Source organism: Fluviicoccus sp. (assembly GCF_030646115.1).
In the GTDB taxonomy this organism is placed as follows: domain Bacteria; phylum Pseudomonadota; class Gammaproteobacteria; order Pseudomonadales; family Moraxellaceae; genus Fluviicoccus.
Genome location: NZ_JAUSMX010000008.1, coordinates 130,647 through 145,609, shown reverse-complemented (window position 1 = coordinate 145,609; position 14,963 = coordinate 130,647). Strand labels below are relative to the sequence as shown.

At 61.8% G+C, this 14,963-nt stretch carries 19 protein-coding genes; 7 read left to right on the top strand and 12 right to left on the bottom strand.

Going from position 1 to position 14,963, the window contains the following annotated elements:
* Nucleotides 1–44: 44 nt before the first annotated feature.
* Nucleotides 45–818 (top strand): urea ABC transporter ATP-binding protein UrtD, encoded by a 774-nt coding sequence (gene urtD / locus Q7T36_RS04900; RefSeq protein WP_370690059.1) that lies wholly within the window; start codon nt 45–47, stop codon nt 816–818.
* A 14-nt stretch (nt 819–832) separates the two neighbouring features.
* Complete coding sequence (gene urtE, locus Q7T36_RS04895) at nt 833–1,528, top strand: urea ABC transporter ATP-binding subunit UrtE (protein WP_304844642.1); 696 nt, start codon at nt 833–835, stop codon at nt 1,526–1,528.
* A gap of 45 nt (nt 1,529–1,573) precedes the next feature.
* Here the strand turns inward: urtE and Q7T36_RS04890 are convergent, their stop codons facing one another.
* Entirely contained in the window at nt 1,574–2,704 is a 1,131-nt protein-coding gene (locus tag Q7T36_RS04890; protein WP_304844640.1) for a MalY/PatB family protein, read from the bottom strand.
* Nucleotides 2,705–2,746: 42 nt separating this feature from the next.
* Entirely contained in the window at nt 2,747–4,039 is a 1,293-nt protein-coding gene (locus Q7T36_RS04885) for a replication-associated recombination protein A (RefSeq protein WP_304844638.1), read from the bottom strand.
* Nucleotides 4,040–4,204: 165 nt separating this feature from the next.
* On the opposite strand from Q7T36_RS04885, the gene Q7T36_RS04880 reads away from it, so the two are divergent.
* A complete protein-coding gene (locus Q7T36_RS04880; protein WP_304844636.1) occupies nt 4,205–4,474 on the top strand; it encodes a hypothetical protein in 270 nt (89 codons plus the stop codon).
* Here Q7T36_RS04880 and fur read toward each other — a convergent pair whose 3' ends face one another.
* Nucleotides 4,475–4,918 carry a ferric iron uptake transcriptional regulator gene (gene fur, locus Q7T36_RS04875; protein ID WP_304844634.1) on the bottom strand — a complete coding sequence of 148 codons (444 nt, stop codon included), beginning with the start codon at nt 4,916–4,918 and terminating at the stop codon, nt 4,475–4,477. It lies immediately after the preceding gene.
* Between the two features lie 84 nt (nt 4,919–5,002).
* On the opposite strand from fur, the gene Q7T36_RS04870 reads away from it, so the two are divergent.
* Entirely contained in the window at nt 5,003–5,404 is a 402-nt protein-coding gene (locus Q7T36_RS04870; RefSeq protein WP_304844632.1) for an outer membrane protein assembly factor BamE, read from the top strand.
* Here Q7T36_RS04870 and Q7T36_RS04865 read toward each other — a convergent pair.
* The 7 genes from Q7T36_RS04865 to Q7T36_RS04835 form a co-directional block, all read right to left on the bottom strand.
* Nucleotides 5,401–5,718: an RnfH family protein gene (locus Q7T36_RS04865; protein ID WP_304844630.1), complete on the bottom strand. Its 318-nt coding sequence runs from the start codon at nt 5,716–5,718 to the stop codon at nt 5,401–5,403. The two genes, Q7T36_RS04870 and Q7T36_RS04865, sit on opposite strands and share 4 nt — an antisense overlap.
* Entirely contained in the window at nt 5,715–6,755 is a 1,041-nt protein-coding gene (locus tag Q7T36_RS04860; protein ID WP_304844628.1) for a hypothetical protein, read from the bottom strand. Before Q7T36_RS04860 ends, Q7T36_RS04865 begins: the two co-directional genes overlap by 4 nt.
* Nucleotides 6,756–6,843: 88 nt before the next feature.
* On the bottom strand, nt 6,844–8,754 hold the full coding sequence (locus Q7T36_RS04855) for a dynamin family protein (RefSeq protein ID WP_304844626.1): 1,911 nt from the start codon (nt 8,752–8,754) through the stop codon (nt 6,844–6,846).
* 29 nt (nt 8,755–8,783) lie between these two features.
* Nucleotides 8,784–9,056 (bottom strand): DUF167 family protein, encoded by a 273-nt coding sequence (locus Q7T36_RS04850; RefSeq protein WP_304844624.1) that lies wholly within the window; start codon nt 9,054–9,056, stop codon nt 8,784–8,786.
* 33 nt (nt 9,057–9,089) lie between these two features.
* Nucleotides 9,090–9,656: a YggT family protein gene (locus Q7T36_RS04845; protein WP_304844622.1), complete on the bottom strand. Its 567-nt coding sequence runs from the start codon at nt 9,654–9,656 to the stop codon at nt 9,090–9,092.
* Nucleotides 9,657–9,658: 2 nt separating this feature from the next.
* Entirely contained in the window at nt 9,659–10,483 is an 825-nt protein-coding gene (gene proC, locus Q7T36_RS04840) for a pyrroline-5-carboxylate reductase (protein WP_304844620.1), read from the bottom strand.
* Nucleotides 10,480–11,190, bottom strand: a complete 711-nt coding sequence (locus Q7T36_RS04835) for a YggS family pyridoxal phosphate-dependent enzyme (RefSeq protein WP_304844618.1) — start codon at nt 11,188–11,190, stop codon at nt 10,480–10,482. Before Q7T36_RS04835 ends, proC begins: the two co-directional genes overlap by 4 nt.
* Before the next feature lie 95 nt (nt 11,191–11,285).
* On the opposite strand from Q7T36_RS04835, the gene Q7T36_RS04830 reads away from it, so the two are divergent.
* Together Q7T36_RS04830 and Q7T36_RS04825 are read left to right on the top strand one after the other, a co-directional pair.
* Nucleotides 11,286–12,320 (top strand): type IV pilus twitching motility protein PilT, encoded by a 1,035-nt coding sequence (locus Q7T36_RS04830; RefSeq protein ID WP_304844616.1) that lies wholly within the window; start codon nt 11,286–11,288, stop codon nt 12,318–12,320.
* Between the two features lie 14 nt (nt 12,321–12,334).
* Nucleotides 12,335–13,459, top strand: coding sequence for a PilT/PilU family type 4a pilus ATPase (locus Q7T36_RS04825; RefSeq protein ID WP_304844614.1), 1,125 nt, complete (start codon nt 12,335–12,337; stop codon nt 13,457–13,459).
* Nucleotides 13,460–13,500: 41 nt separating this feature from the next.
* On the opposite strand, the gene Q7T36_RS04820 is transcribed toward Q7T36_RS04825, so the two are convergent.
* Nucleotides 13,501–13,755 (bottom strand): hypothetical protein, encoded by a 255-nt coding sequence (locus Q7T36_RS04820; RefSeq protein ID WP_304844612.1) that lies wholly within the window; start codon nt 13,753–13,755, stop codon nt 13,501–13,503.
* Complete coding sequence (locus Q7T36_RS04815; RefSeq protein ID WP_304844611.1) at nt 13,749–14,354, bottom strand: RNA polymerase sigma factor; 606 nt, start codon at nt 14,352–14,354, stop codon at nt 13,749–13,751. Before Q7T36_RS04815 ends, Q7T36_RS04820 begins: the two co-directional genes overlap by 7 nt.
* Nucleotides 14,355–14,533: 179 nt before the next feature.
* Here Q7T36_RS04815 and Q7T36_RS04810 point away from each other — a divergent pair, with 179 nt between their 5' ends.
* The gene (locus Q7T36_RS04810) at nt 14,534–14,962 is read left to right on the top strand and encodes a hypothetical protein (protein ID WP_304844609.1); all 429 of its coding nucleotides are present in this window, start codon (nt 14,534–14,536) and stop codon (nt 14,960–14,962) included.
* Nucleotide 14,963: the final 1 nt, after the last annotated feature.

Here is a 14,963-nt window from a genome sequence, read left to right as displayed (position 1 = left end):
TTGAGAAATTCCCGGCGCTGAAGACGCGCCGTCCCACCCGCCTGATGACGCAGGGCGGCGAGCTGCCGCTGGATACCGGCAAGGGCCCGGTGCTATATCTGGAAGACGTCAGCGTCAGTTTTGACGGCTTCAAGGCGCTGAACAAACTCAACCTCTACATTGACGAGGGCGAACTGCGCTGCATCATCGGCCCCAACGGCGCGGGCAAGACCACCATGATGGACGTGATCACCGGCAAGACCCGCCCCGACAGCGGCGAGGTCTGGTTCGGCCAGCTGATCAACCTGCTGGAACTGGACGAACACCAGATTGCGCAAGGCGGCATCGGCCGCAAGTTCCAGAAGCCCACCGTCTTCGAACAACTCAGCGTCTATGACAACCTGGAGCTGGCCATGGCCAGCGACAAACGCGCCTGGAAAAACCTGTTCTTCAAGATCAGCGGCGAACAGCGCGACCGGATTGCCGAAATCATGGAACTGATCCGCCTCACCGCGCACCGCGACCGGCAGGCGGGCAGCCTGTCACACGGGCAAAAGCAGTGGCTGGAAATCGGCATGCTGCTGATGCAGGACCCGCGCGTGCTGCTGGTGGACGAACCGGTGGCGGGCATGACCGGCGAGGAAACCGAACGCACTGCCGAACTGCTGGTATCGCTGGCGGGCAAGCACTCGGTGATCGTCGTCGAGCACGACATGGCCTTCGTGCGCTCCATTGCGCGCAAGGTCACGGTGCTGCACCAGGGTTCGGTGCTGGCCGAAGGCACCATGGACCAGATTCAACAAGACCCGAAGGTCATTGAAGTCTATTTGGGCGAGTAAGAGGGAGAAACGCCATGCTGTCAGTACGTCATCTCAACCAGTTTTACGGCCAGAGCCATATTCTCTGGGATCTGAACCTGAACATCCGCGACGGCGCCTGCGCCTGCCTCATGGGCCGCAACGGCGTCGGCAAGACCACGCTGCTGAAGTGCCTGCTGGGGCTGCTGCCGGTGAAAACCGGTGAAATCCAGTTCAACGGCCAGCCCATCCACAAGCTGGCCACCGAGAACCGGGCGCGCTCCGGCATCGGCTATGTGCCGCAGGGGCGGGAAATTTTCTCCTTGTTGTCGGTGGAGGAAAACCTGCGGATTTCACTGGGCGCGCGGGCGGACAAGATGCGGCAGATTCCACCGCATATTTACGAAATGTTCCCGGTGCTGAAGGAAATGCGCCATCGACGCGGCGGCGATTTGTCCGGAGGCCAGCAACAGCAGCTGGCCATTGCCCGGGCGCTGATCCTCGACCCCAAGCTGCTGATCCTGGACGAACCGACCGAAGGCATCCAGCCCAACATCGTCCGGGAAATCGGCGAGGTGATCAAGCGCCTGAACCGCGAACACGGCCTGACCGTATTGCTGGTGGAACAGAAACTGCCCTTTGCGCGGCAGGTGGCCAGTGATTTTTACTTGATGGACAAGGGCCGGCTGGTGGCCGAAGGCCCGATTGCGGATTTGAGCGAAGGGATCATTGCCGAGTATTTGAGCGTTTAAGCGGCGTGGGTGATGGCGGGCCGCGTCGGGACGCGGCTCCGCTGCTTAACGGCTAACCGCTAAACGGATTCGCCGCAACCCCTCTTCCAGCGTCAGCCGCGGACACCCGAAATTCAGCCGCACAAACCCCGGCGACCCGAAGTCACGCCCGTCCGACAGGCCCACGCCCGCATCTTCAAAAAACCGTACCGGATCATCCAGTCCCAGCGCCCGGCAATCCATCCACGCCAGATACGTGGCTTCCGGCTTCACCACCTTTAACCCGCCCGCGCCATGCAACGACATCACCCGGTCGCGGTTGCCGCGCAGGTAATCCAGCAGCGCAGACCGCCAGTCCGCACAATCCCGGTAAGCCGCCACTGTCGCCGCCAGCCCCAGGATATTCACATGCGGCACAATGCCCGCCATGGCGCCCTGAAACCGCCGGCGCAGCGAATCGGACGGGATCACGGCAAAGGCCGCGCCCAGCCCCGGAATATTGTAGGTTTTGGACGGCGCCATCAGCGTAATGCTGCGGGCGGCAGCGTCGGCGGACAGCATGGCAAACGGCCTGTGCCGCAAGCACGGCTCCAGGATCAGGTCGCAATGAATTTCATCGCTGACCACCACCAGATCATGTTTTTGCGCGTGGTCGGCAATGACCTGTAACTCTTCGGCACTCCACACCCGCCCGATCGGGTTGTGCGGGTGGCACAACATCAGCCCGCGGGTGCGCGGCGTGGTCAGCGCCGCCAAGGCGTCCAAATCCCACGTCCAGTGATGTTGTTCATCCAGAGCCAACTTCTGGCTCTCCTTGCCCATGTTGCCCGCACAGGTAAACAGGTGTGGATAGACCGGCGTCGCCGTCGCCAGCGCATCTCCCTCCTCACCAATGGCGCGGGCGGCCACGTTCAGGCCGCACACCAGACCGGGCAATGGCACCACCCACTCCGGCCGGATCTCCCAGCCATAATCGCGCCTCAGGGCGTCGGCAATGACCGTCGCGAATTCCGGCGGCGCGCCATAACCGAACACCCCGTGAGCCACACGCGCCTGCAGGGCCGCCAGCACCGGCGGCGGCGCGGCAAAATCCATGTCCGCCACCCACATCGGAATCACGTCCCGCCCGGCGTACTTTTGCCACTTCAGGCTGTCGGTTTCACGACGCTCAATCACCCGGTCAAAATCAGAATTCATGCTGCCCTTACCATCCTGTGAAACCCTAATACCAACAAGCCGTCAGGACTTGCCCCGCATTTGCCGCAACCGCTCGGCGATTTTTGCTTCCAGCCCGCGTTCGGTCGGCTCATAGAATATCCGCCCCTTGAGCCGGTCCGGCAGGAACTGCTGCCCGGCGGCATGGGCTTCCGGCTCATCATGGTCGTAACGATAACCTGCACCATAACCCAGATCCTTCATCAACCGGGTCGGAGCATTGCGGATATGCATCGGCACCTCCAGGCTGCCGGTCTGCTCCACCACGCCGCGCACCGCCTTCCAGGCGCTATAGACCGCATTGCTTTTCGAGCAGCACGCCAGATACACCGCTACGTTCGCCAGCGCCAGCTCCCCTTCCGGGCTGCCCAGCCGCTCAAAAGCCTGCCAGCCCTCCATCGCCACCTGCAAGGCGCGGGGGTCGGCCACGCCGATATCTTCCACCGCCATGCGCAGCAGGCGGCGGGCCACGTAACCGGGGTCACAGCCTCCGTCCAGCATCCGCGCCAGCCAGTACAAGGCCGCATCGGGATCAGACCCCCGCACCGATTTGTGCAACGCGGAAATCTGGTCATAGAACTGCTCACCGCCCTTGTCGAAACGACGCAGGCCCTTGCCCAGGAAACGCTCCAGCACCTGGTCGTCGGTGCCGCCTTCCGCACGCGCCAGTTCGTAGACGGTTTCCAGCAGCACCAGCGCCTTGCGGGCGTCACCATCAGCCATGCCCGCCACCCGTTCCAGCCAGTGCGCCGGCAGGCTGTCCGGCGCAGCCCCGAGACCGCGTTCCGGCAGGCTCAGGGCGCGCTGCACCAGTTGCAGCAGCGCCTCGGCGGACAACGGCTTCAACACCATGACCCGCAACCGCGACAACAAGGCGGAATTGAGCTCAAACGAGGGATTTTCTGTGGTTGCGCCAATCAGCGTGATGGTGCCGTCCTCGACATAAGGCAGCATGGCGTCCTGCTGGGACTTGTTGAAACGATGGATTTCATCGACAAAAAGGACGGTACGCCGGGCCAGCAGGCCTTGCGCCTGTTGCTGGGCGCGCGCCACCGCCTCACGCAGTTCCTTGACCCCGGCCAGCACCGCCGACAGGGCAATGAAATCGGCATCGACATAACCCGCCACCATGCGCGCCAGCGTTGTCTTGCCGACACCGGGCGGCCCCCAGAACACCAGTGAAGGGCACTGCCCATGATCCAGCAGGATGCGCAACGGCGCGCCGGGCCCCAGCAGGTGCTCCTGCCCGAACACTTCATCGAGTGTCCGGGGACGCATGCGGTCGGCCAGGGGCCGGTTCGAGGGAGTCGCACTCATGGGGATTCCGGGTAAAGCGGCTGTTTTGCGGAGTATGCCTCCGCCGGGCGAATTGCACCAGAACGACACCGGCTGATGACAGAACAGAAACGACAAAGGCCGGCGTGCGCCTTGGCAAGCGCCGTATTTCAGCGCAGCATGAGGCACGCTTTTACGGAGAGACTCATGGAAAATTTCCCCGAACCGGACAACCGCCGCCCGGTGCTGCCCAAAGCGGACGGCCCCCGTCGCGGTTTCATCAACCCCCTGCTGGTGCGCAGCATTTCCTTCACGGTGATTTCACTGTGCCTGTTGTTCTGCACCGTCATCAGCATTCTGGCGGTATGGGACTTCATTGAACGGGACGACCTGATCTGGCGCGCGTTTTCGACCCTGTTGATCGTGGGATTGGCAACCTGGGTGTTCAACCAGGTCAACGAACGTTTCGGGGCCTGATCAGCGGTTTTTCTGGTTCCAGGTTTCACGGCATTCCGGCCGGTCACACACGCCATAAAGATGCAGGGCGTGGCCGGTCAGCACAAAACCCATGGACCCGGCCACACTGCGCTGGCGTTCCTCGATGATTTCATCATGGAACTCCAGCACCTTGCCGCAGGTGACGCAGACGATGTGGTCGTGATGCTCGCCCTGGCTGATCTCGAACACCGAATGCCCGCCTTCAAAATGATGGCGCTCGACAATACCGGCGGCCTCGAACTGGGTCAGCACACGGTAAACCGTCGCCAAGCCCACATCCTCGCCCTGTTCCAGCAAAGCCTTGTAGACATCCTCGGCGCTCAGATGATGCACTGGCGAGCTTTCCAGAAGCTCCAGTATCTTGATGCGCGGCAGGGTGACCTTCAGTCCTGCCTTGCGCAGGTCCTGATTACTCAATGGCATGTACGGCCTCATAACAGAATAACCCTAGAATGGTGTACGATTATCGGCTTATGCTTAACTGCAAACAAGTGAGGATGGTCGATTGTGCGGCAAAAGCTGATAGTGCCCCTGTTCTTTTCCCTGGTCCTGCTGGGCGGTTGCAACGCCCTGCATGTCTATACCATTGACCTGCCGCAAGGAAACCCGGTGACCCGGGACATGGCCGCCCGCCTCAAGATCGGTATGACCCCCGCCCAGGTCCGCTATGTGCTGGGCAGCCCGATGGTCTCCGACCCGCTGAGCCCCGACCGCTGGGACTACCTGTACACGCTGAAACCGGGTACCTACGCCCAACAAGCCGGGGTGAAGAAAATCACCGGCCAGCGCCTGACGCTGCACTTCAGCGGCGGCAAGCTCGACCGCATTGAAGGCCTGGACAGCCTGCCGGAAAAGAGCCTGCAAGCTTCCCCCAGCCGCGATGCTGGGCTTAACGCCGATCCGCTTTAGGCGTTGTCCTGCCGGGTCTCCTTCACTTTGGCGGCCCGGGCCTTCCTCGCTTCCTTGGGGTCATTGATCAGGGGCCGGAAGATCTCGACCCGTTCCCCGTCCTTCAGCACCCGGGTCTTAGGGCTCTTCTCCACCTTGCCGAACACTCCCAGGCTGACGGATTCCAGATCCAGTCCGGGCGCTTTCTCCATCAGCCGCGACAGCACGGCCGCCTCAAACAGCGTGGTGCCTTCCGGTACCTGCAAGGCAATCACCCATTGCTGGGTGGGCAGGGCATAAGCCACCTCCACCGCCAGCAACCGGTCCCCGCTCACAGGAATACTCCGGTCATCACCCACAGGCACAGTCCGGGCACCACCAGCCGCACCGCCACCCGCCACAGGTTGTAGACCCCTTCGGAGGGCAGGTTCAACGCCTTGCGCACATGACTGATCTTCATGATCCAGCCCGCAAACAGCGACAGCCCCAGCAACGGCAGCAAGCCCAGCAACTGCACCAGGGTGCCGAAAGTCGGCTGCATCGCCAGGAAGGTCAAGCCACCGGTCACGGCCACCGCCGCGCCCAGCGCCGCCGGACGGGCATAGCCCTTGCCGGTCAGTTGTTGCACCAGCACGTGCAGCATCAGTGCCACGGCGAACAAGGCCGGCACCACATAGGCGCAGGCTGCGGGCTGGTGACGCAAATCACCGGCCATGAAAATGAGCACACCGGCCACCGCCTGCACGCCCAAGAAGGGTGCCACCGCAGAGGCAGCAGAATCATCGGCCAGTCGGCGCTGGGCCAGCCACGCCTGAAGACCGATACCGGAGCCTCCCGCCAGCAGGGCCAGGAAGGCCGAATGCTGCCAACCCCGCGCATCCGGCAGGCTGAACGCCAGCGGGCTTTCGCCCAGAAACAGGCTGACAGCGATACTGCCGGCCGCCAGCAGCCCCCCCAGCCCCAGCAACTTCTCAATACCGGCCCAGACCATCACCGACGCCAGCGCCAGCAATAGCCAAGGCGCGGCCAGTCCCAGCCACTCGGGCTCGGCGGGCATGAAATCGACGGTGGCGGCAGACGCCAGCGCCGCCAGCGCCGCCAGCATCACCAGGCTGAAAGGGATCAGGCCGCGCCAGGCGGTGCGGGCATCGGCATCGCGGGTTAGCTGGGCAATACCGGGATAAGGCATCTGCCTGGCCCGGCGCACCAGGGCAAATTCCAGAAAGGCGGCCGGCAAGGCAGCCACCGCCATGAACACCAGCCAGGCTAGAGCCAAGCCGGTGGCGGAAGCGCCTTCAGGAAAAGGGAAAACAGCAATCACGGTCAGGGGCAGCAGGATGGCGGCCCCCGACTCGGCAAAGGAAAGTCTCATGGTCTGCTACCGGCAGTCTGCTTGGACGGCCTGCATTGTCCGGGATTCCGCCGCCAGTCTCAAGGGGCGGAGCGGCGGCTTTTCCCGGTCAGACCAGTTCCACCGGCTGCAGGCGGAAGGAGATTTCCACCAGGAACTTCTCCTGGTCATCCAGCAGCTCCAGTTGATGCTGGATGCTGACCAGCCGCTGGTCGCGGGTGGCGTCAATCATCTGCAGGTGTTCCAGGCGCTGCAACTGTTCGTCAATGCGCTTCTTCGCCTCCAGCGTCTGCTGCATCAACGGCGCCAGCGACTGCTTGCACCAGCGCACCGCCTCCTCACGCGCCTTCTCGTAGAGGCTCTTGGCCTCGCGCGCCAGCGTTTCGAAGAAATGATCGAAGACTTTTTCCTGGCTGGCCAGCAGGTTGCCGAAACGATTCTTGTAAGGCGCGGCCTGCTTTTCCAGCTCGGAAAACTCCTCGATCAGCGGATCGATGTTGATATCGGGGTACTGCACGTTAGCCGCACCCACTTCCTGATAATAACGCTGGTAAATGCGGTCCACCGTCTGGCGGGCGGAATCCAGCTCGTCCCGCAAGCGGCGCATGTCCAGCTTCAGGCCCTGGAAAAAGATGCCCACCGCTGTCGCTACGCCGAAATTGAGCGTATTGCGGGTCGCTTCGCGGGCGCGGTTGAAATGCCAGTCCAGCTTGTCATCGCCCACCACTTCGCTGATGCGGCCCAGATGCTGCTCCAGCGACACTTTGCCTTCCTGCAGAATGACCAGCCGCTGGCTGTGCTTTTCCTGATCACGGCGCACCAGACGGGTCAGGCCCACCAGCTCCACTTCCACATCTTTTTCATTACGGCTGAAGACACTGTGCTCTTCCTTCAGCGACTCGCGCTGGGTCAGCAACGAATTCAGGCTGGTGTCCACCATCTCAATGACATCTTTGAGCGTGGTGTTGCGCAAGGATTGTTCGCGGGCGGCAATGACCGAACTGGCCAGCGCCGCCTCCAACTCAATAATATGGCTTTTCGCAAGGCGCACCGGGTCGCCCAGCATGTGTGCCCGCATGGCCTGCTTGGCGCTGAGCGGCATGACATGGTGGTCGGGCAGGTGCAACTGACGGGCCGAGAGCCGGATCATGCGGCGCAGGCTTTCTTCCGAGTTGACCGGCGGAAAATCTTCCTCTTCCTCTTCCAGCAGGTCAATCTTGTTGATGATGGCATAAAGCGCGGTATTGCTGCGCGAGGCCAGATCACGCACGTGGTTGTTCCAGATGGCGAAGTCGCTGGCAGTGACGCCGCATTCGGCGGACAGCACAAACAGCAGCGCATGCGCTTCGGGCAGGAAACTGAGGGTAAGCTCCGGCTCCAGGCCCAGTGCGTTGAGGCCGGGGGTGTCAATAATGGAAAGACCCAGCCGCAGCAACGGGTGATCGAGATTGATCAGGGCGTGCCGCCAGGACGGAATATGCACATAGCCGTCCTTCTTCGACGACGACTCCAGGAATTCCACTTCGAAACCAAGGCTTTCAGCGACCTGCGTCGGCACTTCGCGGGTCTTGGCCACCTCCTCGAAGGCGCGCTGCATCGACTGCGGGCTGTTCAGGTCGATATCCAGATGCGCCCAGTGCTCCAGCTGCCGCCGGTAGGATGACAACGGCGTACCGCTATTCCGGGTCTGGATTGGCAGCAATTTGATGTAGGGGGCGGACGACTGGGGATCGTAGAACACTTCGGTGGGGCACATGGTAGTGCGGCCGATGCGGGTGGGAAACAAGCGGCTCTTGAAGTGGCGGCCCAGCAAGGCATTAATCAGCTCGGTCTTGCCGCGTGAAAACTCACCGACGAAGGCCAGCAGGATGCGGTCGGTGGTGAAGGCGCGCAGGCAACGGGCCAGCTTGTCGTCCAGATCGACGGTGCTGAGCCCCTGCTGGTGCAGCCACATGCGGTAGCGCTTGATTTCGGTTGCCACGGAAAGCTTCCAGGCGCTGAACGCCTGAATGCCCGTCAACAACCTGTCTCCGACCTGAACTGCCTGTGTCACGTCTGTATCCCCTGAACAATCATTTTTATGGCGTCGGGCAAACCATCGGGACGCGTGATGCGCACCCGCTTCTGCCGGCTGGTTTCCCCACTGATCACACATACATCCTGACGTTTTACCTGAAAAATCCCGGCAAGAAAACGGCAAAGCTCGGCGTTGGCCTTGCCATCCACCGGCGGGGCCTGCAAGCGGATCTTGACGGCGTCGCCGTGCAGCCCCGCCAGTCCCGTTTTGCTGGCGCCGGGCTGGACATGAACCTGCAGGATCATGTCCTCACCGGACATCAGCACCGGGCCAGCCACCTAAAACATGCCGTGCAGCGACCCGGCCGCCGCCCGCAACAGGATCTGGATCACCTGGATGGCCAGAAAAGCCAGGATCGGTGACAGGTCCATGCCGCCCATGGACGGCAACAAGCGCCGGAACGGGGCCAGCACCGGCTCCGCCAACTGCTGGATCAGGCCGGTGACCGGACTGTGCCCCGGACTGATCCAGCTCAACACCACACTGACGATGATCAACCAGAAGAAAAAGTCGGTGACCATGAACAGCAAATCAAAAATCGTGGTGAACAACAGCCCCAGCGGCGGCAGGGTGGCGCCAACCGTCACCAGCGCCAGCAGCGTCGTGGTCAGCAACTGCAACAGCAAAATCACCAGCAAAGCCGACCAGTCATGAAAACGAGACTTTGGCATGGCGCTGCGCAGGGGCTTAAGCACCGGATCGGTGAAGCGCACTACGCCTTGGGATACCGGATTGTAAAAGTCCGCCTGCACCAGTTGCAGCAGGTAGCGCATCCACAGCAGCAGGATGAAGATATGGGAAGCCGTACTGATCAACAGGTTGAGAATCTGGCCGGTCGCGCTCATGTTCAGTCTCCCTTGCCCAGTTGCGCCGCCAGCTCACGGCCGCGCGCCGCACAATCGTTCAGCGCGCCGGAAAACACCTGCTTCAGTTGCGCCTGGTCAAAGGCGGCAATGGCGCGCTCGGTGGTGCCGCCCGGCGAGGTGACCCGGCGACGCAGTTCATCCGGGCCGACATCCGCCGTAATGGCCATCTGCGCCGCCCCGAGGGCGGTCTGCAGGGTCAGGGCGCGGGCCGTGCGTTCATCCAGACCCTGCTCCTTCCCGGCCGCAATCATGGCTTCCATGACATAAAAGAAATAGGCGGGGCCGGAGCCAGACACTGCCGTGACGCTGTCAATCAGCGCCTCGTCATCCACCCACACCGTCATCCCCACCGCGCCGAGGATCTCTTCGGCCTGACGACGCAATTCCATGCCCACCTGATCGTTGGCATAAAGACCAGTGGCCCCGGATTGCACCAGCGCCGGGGTATTGGGCATGGCCCGCACCACCGCGACATTCCCGCCAAGCCAGCGATCAATCGAGGCCACCGGAATACCTGCGGCAATGGAAATCACCAGCGGCTTGCGCGCCTGGACGATGTCCGCCAGCGGCTTCAGCACATCCTTCATCACTTGCGGCTTCACCGCCAGCACCAGCACGTCGCTGCGCTCCACCAGCGCGCGGTTGTCGCCGGTTGTCCAGATACCGCGCTCCCGGAAGGATTGCAGTTGTGAATCACTGGGATCTGACAGGGCCAGCGCCGTCGCGGCCTGCCCCTTCGCCAGTAGTCCGCCCGACAGCGCGCCGGCCATGTTGCCCGCACCAATAAATCCGATAGTGATACTCATGTTAAGCCTGGTTCCTGCACTTGCTTGACCCGTTCGCCAAAAATGGCCGTTCCGACCCGCACCATGGTGCTGCCTGCGGCAATGGCGGCCTCCAGGTCGTCGGACATACCCATGGAGAGTGTATCAAAGCCAGCCGGGCTAAGGGCGGGAATGTTCGCCAGCAAACGATTGCGCAGCTCCGCCAGCAACGCCAGTGCCGCCGGGTTTCCGGGCCGTGGAATGGTCATCAGCCCCCGCAATCGCAGATTCGGCAGCGCCAGCACCGCCAGGGCCAGCGCTTCGGCTTCTTCGGGCCGACAGCCGGACTTGCTGTCTTCATCGTCAATATTGACCTGGATGCAGACATTCAGCGGCTTGCTCCCTTGAGGTCGTTGGGATGAAAGCCGCTGGGCGATTTTCAGGCGGTCCACGCTGTGCACCCAGTCGAACCATTCGGCCACTTCGGCGGTCTTGTTGCTTTGCAAGGGACCAATCAAATGCCATTCCAACAATAAATGTGACAACGTTTGAATTTTGTTGACGGCTTCTTGTACATAATTCTCGCCAAAGGCGATCTGCCCTGCGGCGTGCGCGGCGGCAACGTCTTCGGCGGGCCGGGTCTTGCTGACCGCCAGCAGATGAACCGATGCCGGATCACGACCAACCGCCTTGCAGGCGGCTTCAATCCGTGTACGGACCCCGGCCAGGTGAAAAGGGATGTCTGCCATGCTTGATGCAACCCGATGAAAGCTATAAGTTAGCCTATTCTATAAAAAAACCCGACGGGCGCTGACCCCCGCCCGCTTTATTTCTGGAGCCGCTCATGGATATTACGGAACTGCTGGCGTTTTCCGCCAAAAACGGTGCTTCCGACTTGCACCTTTCCGCCGGACTGCCGCCGATGATCCGCGTCGATGGCGAAGTACGCCGCATCAACCTGCCGCCGCTGGAACATAAAGAAGTCCACCGCCTCGTCTACGACATCATGAACGACAAGCAACGTCGTGACTATGAAGAATTCCTGGAAACTGACTTTTCCTTCGAAGTGCCGGGCGTGGCGCGTTTCCGGGTCAACGCCTTCAACCACAACCGGGGCGCCGGTGCGGTACTGCGGACCATTCCGTCCAAGGTGCTGAGCATGGAAGACTTGGGCATGGGCAAGATTTTCCAGGAAATCAGCGACTACCCGCGCGGCGTGGTGCTGGTGACCGGCCCCACCGGCTCCGGCAAGTCCACCACGCTGGCGGCCATGATCGACTACATCAACGCCAACCGCTTCGACCACATCCTCACCATTGAGGACCCCATCGAATTCGTGCACCAGTCGAAAAAATGCCTGATCAACCAGCGCGAAGTGCACCGCGACACCCACGGCTTCAACGAAGCGCTGCGCTCCGCCCTCCGGGAAGACCCTGACATCATCCTGGTGGGTGAAATGCGTGACCTGGAAACCATCCGCCTGGCGCTGACCGCCGCCGAAACGGGCCACTTGGTGTTCGGCACCCTGCACACCACCTCGGCCGCCAAGACCATTGACCGGGTGGTGGACGTGTTCCCTTCCGAAGAAAAGGAAATGGTGCGGGCGATGTTGTCGGAATCCCTGCAGGCCGTTATCTCGCAAACCCTGCTGAAGAAGAACGGCGGTGGCCGGGTGGCGGCCCATGAAATCATGCTCGGCACCCCCGCCATCCGTAACCTGATCCGCGAAAACAAGGTGGCCCAGATGTATTCCGCCATCCAGACCGGCGGCTCACTGGGCATGCAGACCCTGGACCAGGCGCTGAAGAACCTGGTCGCCAAAGGTACCATTTCTCCGGCAGTGGCGCGGTCGGCGGCAAAGACCCCTGACAACTTCTGATGTGGAGATGAATCATGGATTTTGATGACCTGTTGAAACTGATGGTCGAGAAAGGCGGATCGGACATGTTCATTTCCGCCGGCATTCCGCCGTCGATCAAGATGAACGGCAAGATGGTGCCCATCACCAAGAATCCGCTGACCCCCGATGTGGCGCGGGAAGTGGTGCTGAGCATCATGAGCGAGGACCAGCGCCTGGAATTCCAGCGCACCAAGGAGTGCAACTTCGCCATTTCCGCCCGCGGCATCGGCCGGTTCCGGGTCAGCGCCTATTTCCAGCGCAACATGGCCAGCATGGTGTTGCGCCGCATTGAAACCAACATCCCGAAGGTGGATGACCTGAAGCTGCCCGAGATCATCAAGGAACTGGCGATGACCAAACGGGGCATCATCATGTTCGTGGGCGCCACCGGCACCGGCAAGTCCACCTCGCTGGCGGCCATGATCGGCCACCGCAACGCCAACTCGCGCGGCCACATCATCACCATTGAAGATCCTATCGAATTCCTTCACCAGCATCAGGGCTGCGTGGTGTCACAACGGGAAGTGGGTCTGGACACCGACAGTTTCGAAGTGGCGCTGAAGAACACGCTGCGTCAGGCACCGGATGTGATCCTGATTGGTGAAATCCGTACCCGTGAGGTCATGGACTATGCCATCGCTTTTGCCGAAACCGGACACCTGGTGCTGGCGACCCTGCACGCCAACAACGCCAACCAGGCGCTGGACCGCGTCATCCACTTCTTCCCCGCCGACCGCCACGAACAGCTGTTCATGGACCTGTCGCTGAACCTGCGCGGCATCGTGGCGCAGCAACTGGTGCCGACACCGGACGGCAAGGCCCGGCGCGCCTGTATCGAGGTGCTGCTGAACACGCCGCTGGCCAGCGACTACATCCGCAAGGGTGAAGTGCACAACCTGAAGGAACTGATGAAGAAGTCGCGGGAACTGGGCATGCAGACCTTTGACCAGGCGCTGTTTGACCTGTACACCGCCGGGGAAATCACCTATGAGGACGCCCTGAAGCATGCGGACGCCCCGAATGACCTGCGTCTGATGATCAAGCTGGGCAGCAATGACAACAGCCGTTATCTGGATCAGGCGACACGCGGCATGAGCCTGCAGAATACAGACAATTGACCCGCCGTCAATAACCGTTCACGAAGGACCACAGGGGCCGCTTAATCGCGGCCCCTGTCTTTTTCGACAGCGTCTGCCGCAATGCAGGCCAACACCGCATCCACCTCGGCATCGGAGGCCGCAGCGGACGGCGGCAGGGAAATTGAAACCGCCTGCGTGGTGCGCAACTGCCGGATATAACGGCGGCAGTAGCGGCAAAACAACAGGTGCACCCAGAACCCCGCCCGTTTCCAGCCCCGCATCTCCCCGGACAGGAAGGCATCTCCGTGGCGGACGATATCTCGACACCTCAGCATGATGCGCCCTCCTCAAACCGGTTGATCACTTCCATCAGCCGCAGCCGCGCCCTGTGCAGCAGCACCCGGACATTGGCCTGGCTGGTGCCCAGGGTTTCCGCAATTTCCGCAAACTCCAGACCGGACTGGTCACGCAGCAGCCAGGCCAGGCGCTGGGCTTCCGGCAACTCCTGCGCCTTCTTCTGCAACAGGGCGGCCAATTGTTCCCGCCCCAGCACTTCCTCGGGTGAGTCCGCCGACCATGACGCCAGCGGGTTGTTCCAGTGTCCCCAACCGTCAAAACGCTCAGCCATCGGCTCCCCCTCCCCCATCGCGGTGTCCAGTGACAGCGTCAGCTTCGAGCGGTCATAACGATGGTGACTGTAGGCGGCATTCAGCACAATCCGGGTCAGCCAGGTATTCAGGGTGGATCTCCCCTCAAAGCGGGGCAAGGCGCGAAAAGCCTGCAACCATGCCTCCTGCACCACATCCTCGGCCGATTGCCCCACCAGCGCCCTGGCGACGGCCTGCAACCGGCCGTGATGCTTCTGCACCAGATAGCGGCAGGCCGCCGCATCGCGGGCAATCAGGCGGCGAATGAAAGCATCATCTTCCAGCATTGGCTTGTGTCCGGCCCCGGGATTATGCGGCAAGCATATTGGCCTGATGACAGCCTGACAACAGGCTTCTATAGTTAGAGCTTCAGATTCATCCGGCGTTACATCAACCTATGAAAAAAGCATGCAAGGGGAATCCGGCGACTGCGGTAGCAAGGACTTGGCGAAGGGCTGTGGCGGCCATGATCCTGTCCTTGGCCTCCGCTTCAGGAATAGCGGATGTGGAATTGCAGATGCAGGCCTATCGTGAGGTCGAGACGGCTCAGGACGACGGCAGCGTGCTGATCCGCCGCGAACCTGCCACGCATCTCCATCACGGCGACCGGCTGCTGCTGACCATTCATTACCGGAATGACAGCGACACACCGGCGGACAGGGTCATCATTGAGAATCCGGTGCCGGACAGCGCCGTGTACCTGCCCGGAGGCGCAGGCGGGGAAGGCGCGGAGATCGAGGTTTCGACCGATGGCGGCGCCAGCTACCGGGAGGCGGATGGCGTCAATCCGGCGTTGGTCAGCCATATCCGCTGGGTGGTGAGGGACGTACCTCCGCAGGCGGAGGGCGAGGTTTTTGTCCGCCTGCGGGTCTATAAGGTCAGCTCCCAACCCTGAC

Coding starts and splice junctions, on each gene's coding strand:
- urtD (WP_370690059.1), top strand. CDS start 45: ATGACGCAGGGCGGCGAGCTGCCGCTGGATACCGGCAAGGGCCCGGTG.
- urtE (WP_304844642.1), top strand. CDS start 833: ATGCTGTCAGTACGTCATCTCAACCAGTTTTACGGCCAGAGCCATATT.
- Q7T36_RS04890 (WP_304844640.1), bottom strand. CDS start 2,704: ATGAATTCTGATTTTGACCGGGTGATTGAGCGTCGTGAAACCGACAGC.
- Q7T36_RS04885 (WP_304844638.1), bottom strand. CDS start 4,039: ATGAGTGCGACTCCCTCGAACCGGCCCCTGGCCGACCGCATGCGTCCC.
- Q7T36_RS04880 (WP_304844636.1), top strand. CDS start 4,205: ATGGAAAATTTCCCCGAACCGGACAACCGCCGCCCGGTGCTGCCCAAA.
- fur (WP_304844634.1), bottom strand. CDS start 4,918: ATGCCATTGAGTAATCAGGACCTGCGCAAGGCAGGACTGAAGGTCACC.
- Q7T36_RS04860 (WP_304844628.1), bottom strand. CDS start 6,755: ATGAGACTTTCCTTTGCCGAGTCGGGGGCCGCCATCCTGCTGCCCCTG.
- Q7T36_RS04850 (WP_304844624.1), bottom strand. CDS start 9,056: ATGATCCTGCAGGTTCATGTCCAGCCCGGCGCCAGCAAAACGGGACTG.
- Q7T36_RS04845 (WP_304844622.1), bottom strand. CDS start 9,656: ATGAGCGCGACCGGCCAGATTCTCAACCTGTTGATCAGTACGGCTTCC.
- proC (WP_304844620.1), bottom strand. CDS start 10,483: ATGAGTATCACTATCGGATTTATTGGTGCGGGCAACATGGCCGGCGCG.
- Q7T36_RS04835 (WP_304844618.1), bottom strand. CDS start 11,190: ATGGCAGACATCCCTTTTCACCTGGCCGGGGTCCGTACACGGATTGAA.
- Q7T36_RS04830 (WP_304844616.1), top strand. CDS start 11,286: ATGGATATTACGGAACTGCTGGCGTTTTCCGCCAAAAACGGTGCTTCC.
- Q7T36_RS04825 (WP_304844614.1), top strand. CDS start 12,335: ATGGATTTTGATGACCTGTTGAAACTGATGGTCGAGAAAGGCGGATCG.
- Q7T36_RS04820 (WP_304844612.1), bottom strand. CDS start 13,755: ATGCTGAGGTGTCGAGATATCGTCCGCCACGGAGATGCCTTCCTGTCC.
- Q7T36_RS04815 (WP_304844611.1), bottom strand. CDS start 14,354: ATGCTGGAAGATGATGCTTTCATTCGCCGCCTGATTGCCCGCGATGCG.
- Q7T36_RS04810 (WP_304844609.1), top strand. CDS start 14,534: ATGATCCTGTCCTTGGCCTCCGCTTCAGGAATAGCGGATGTGGAATTG.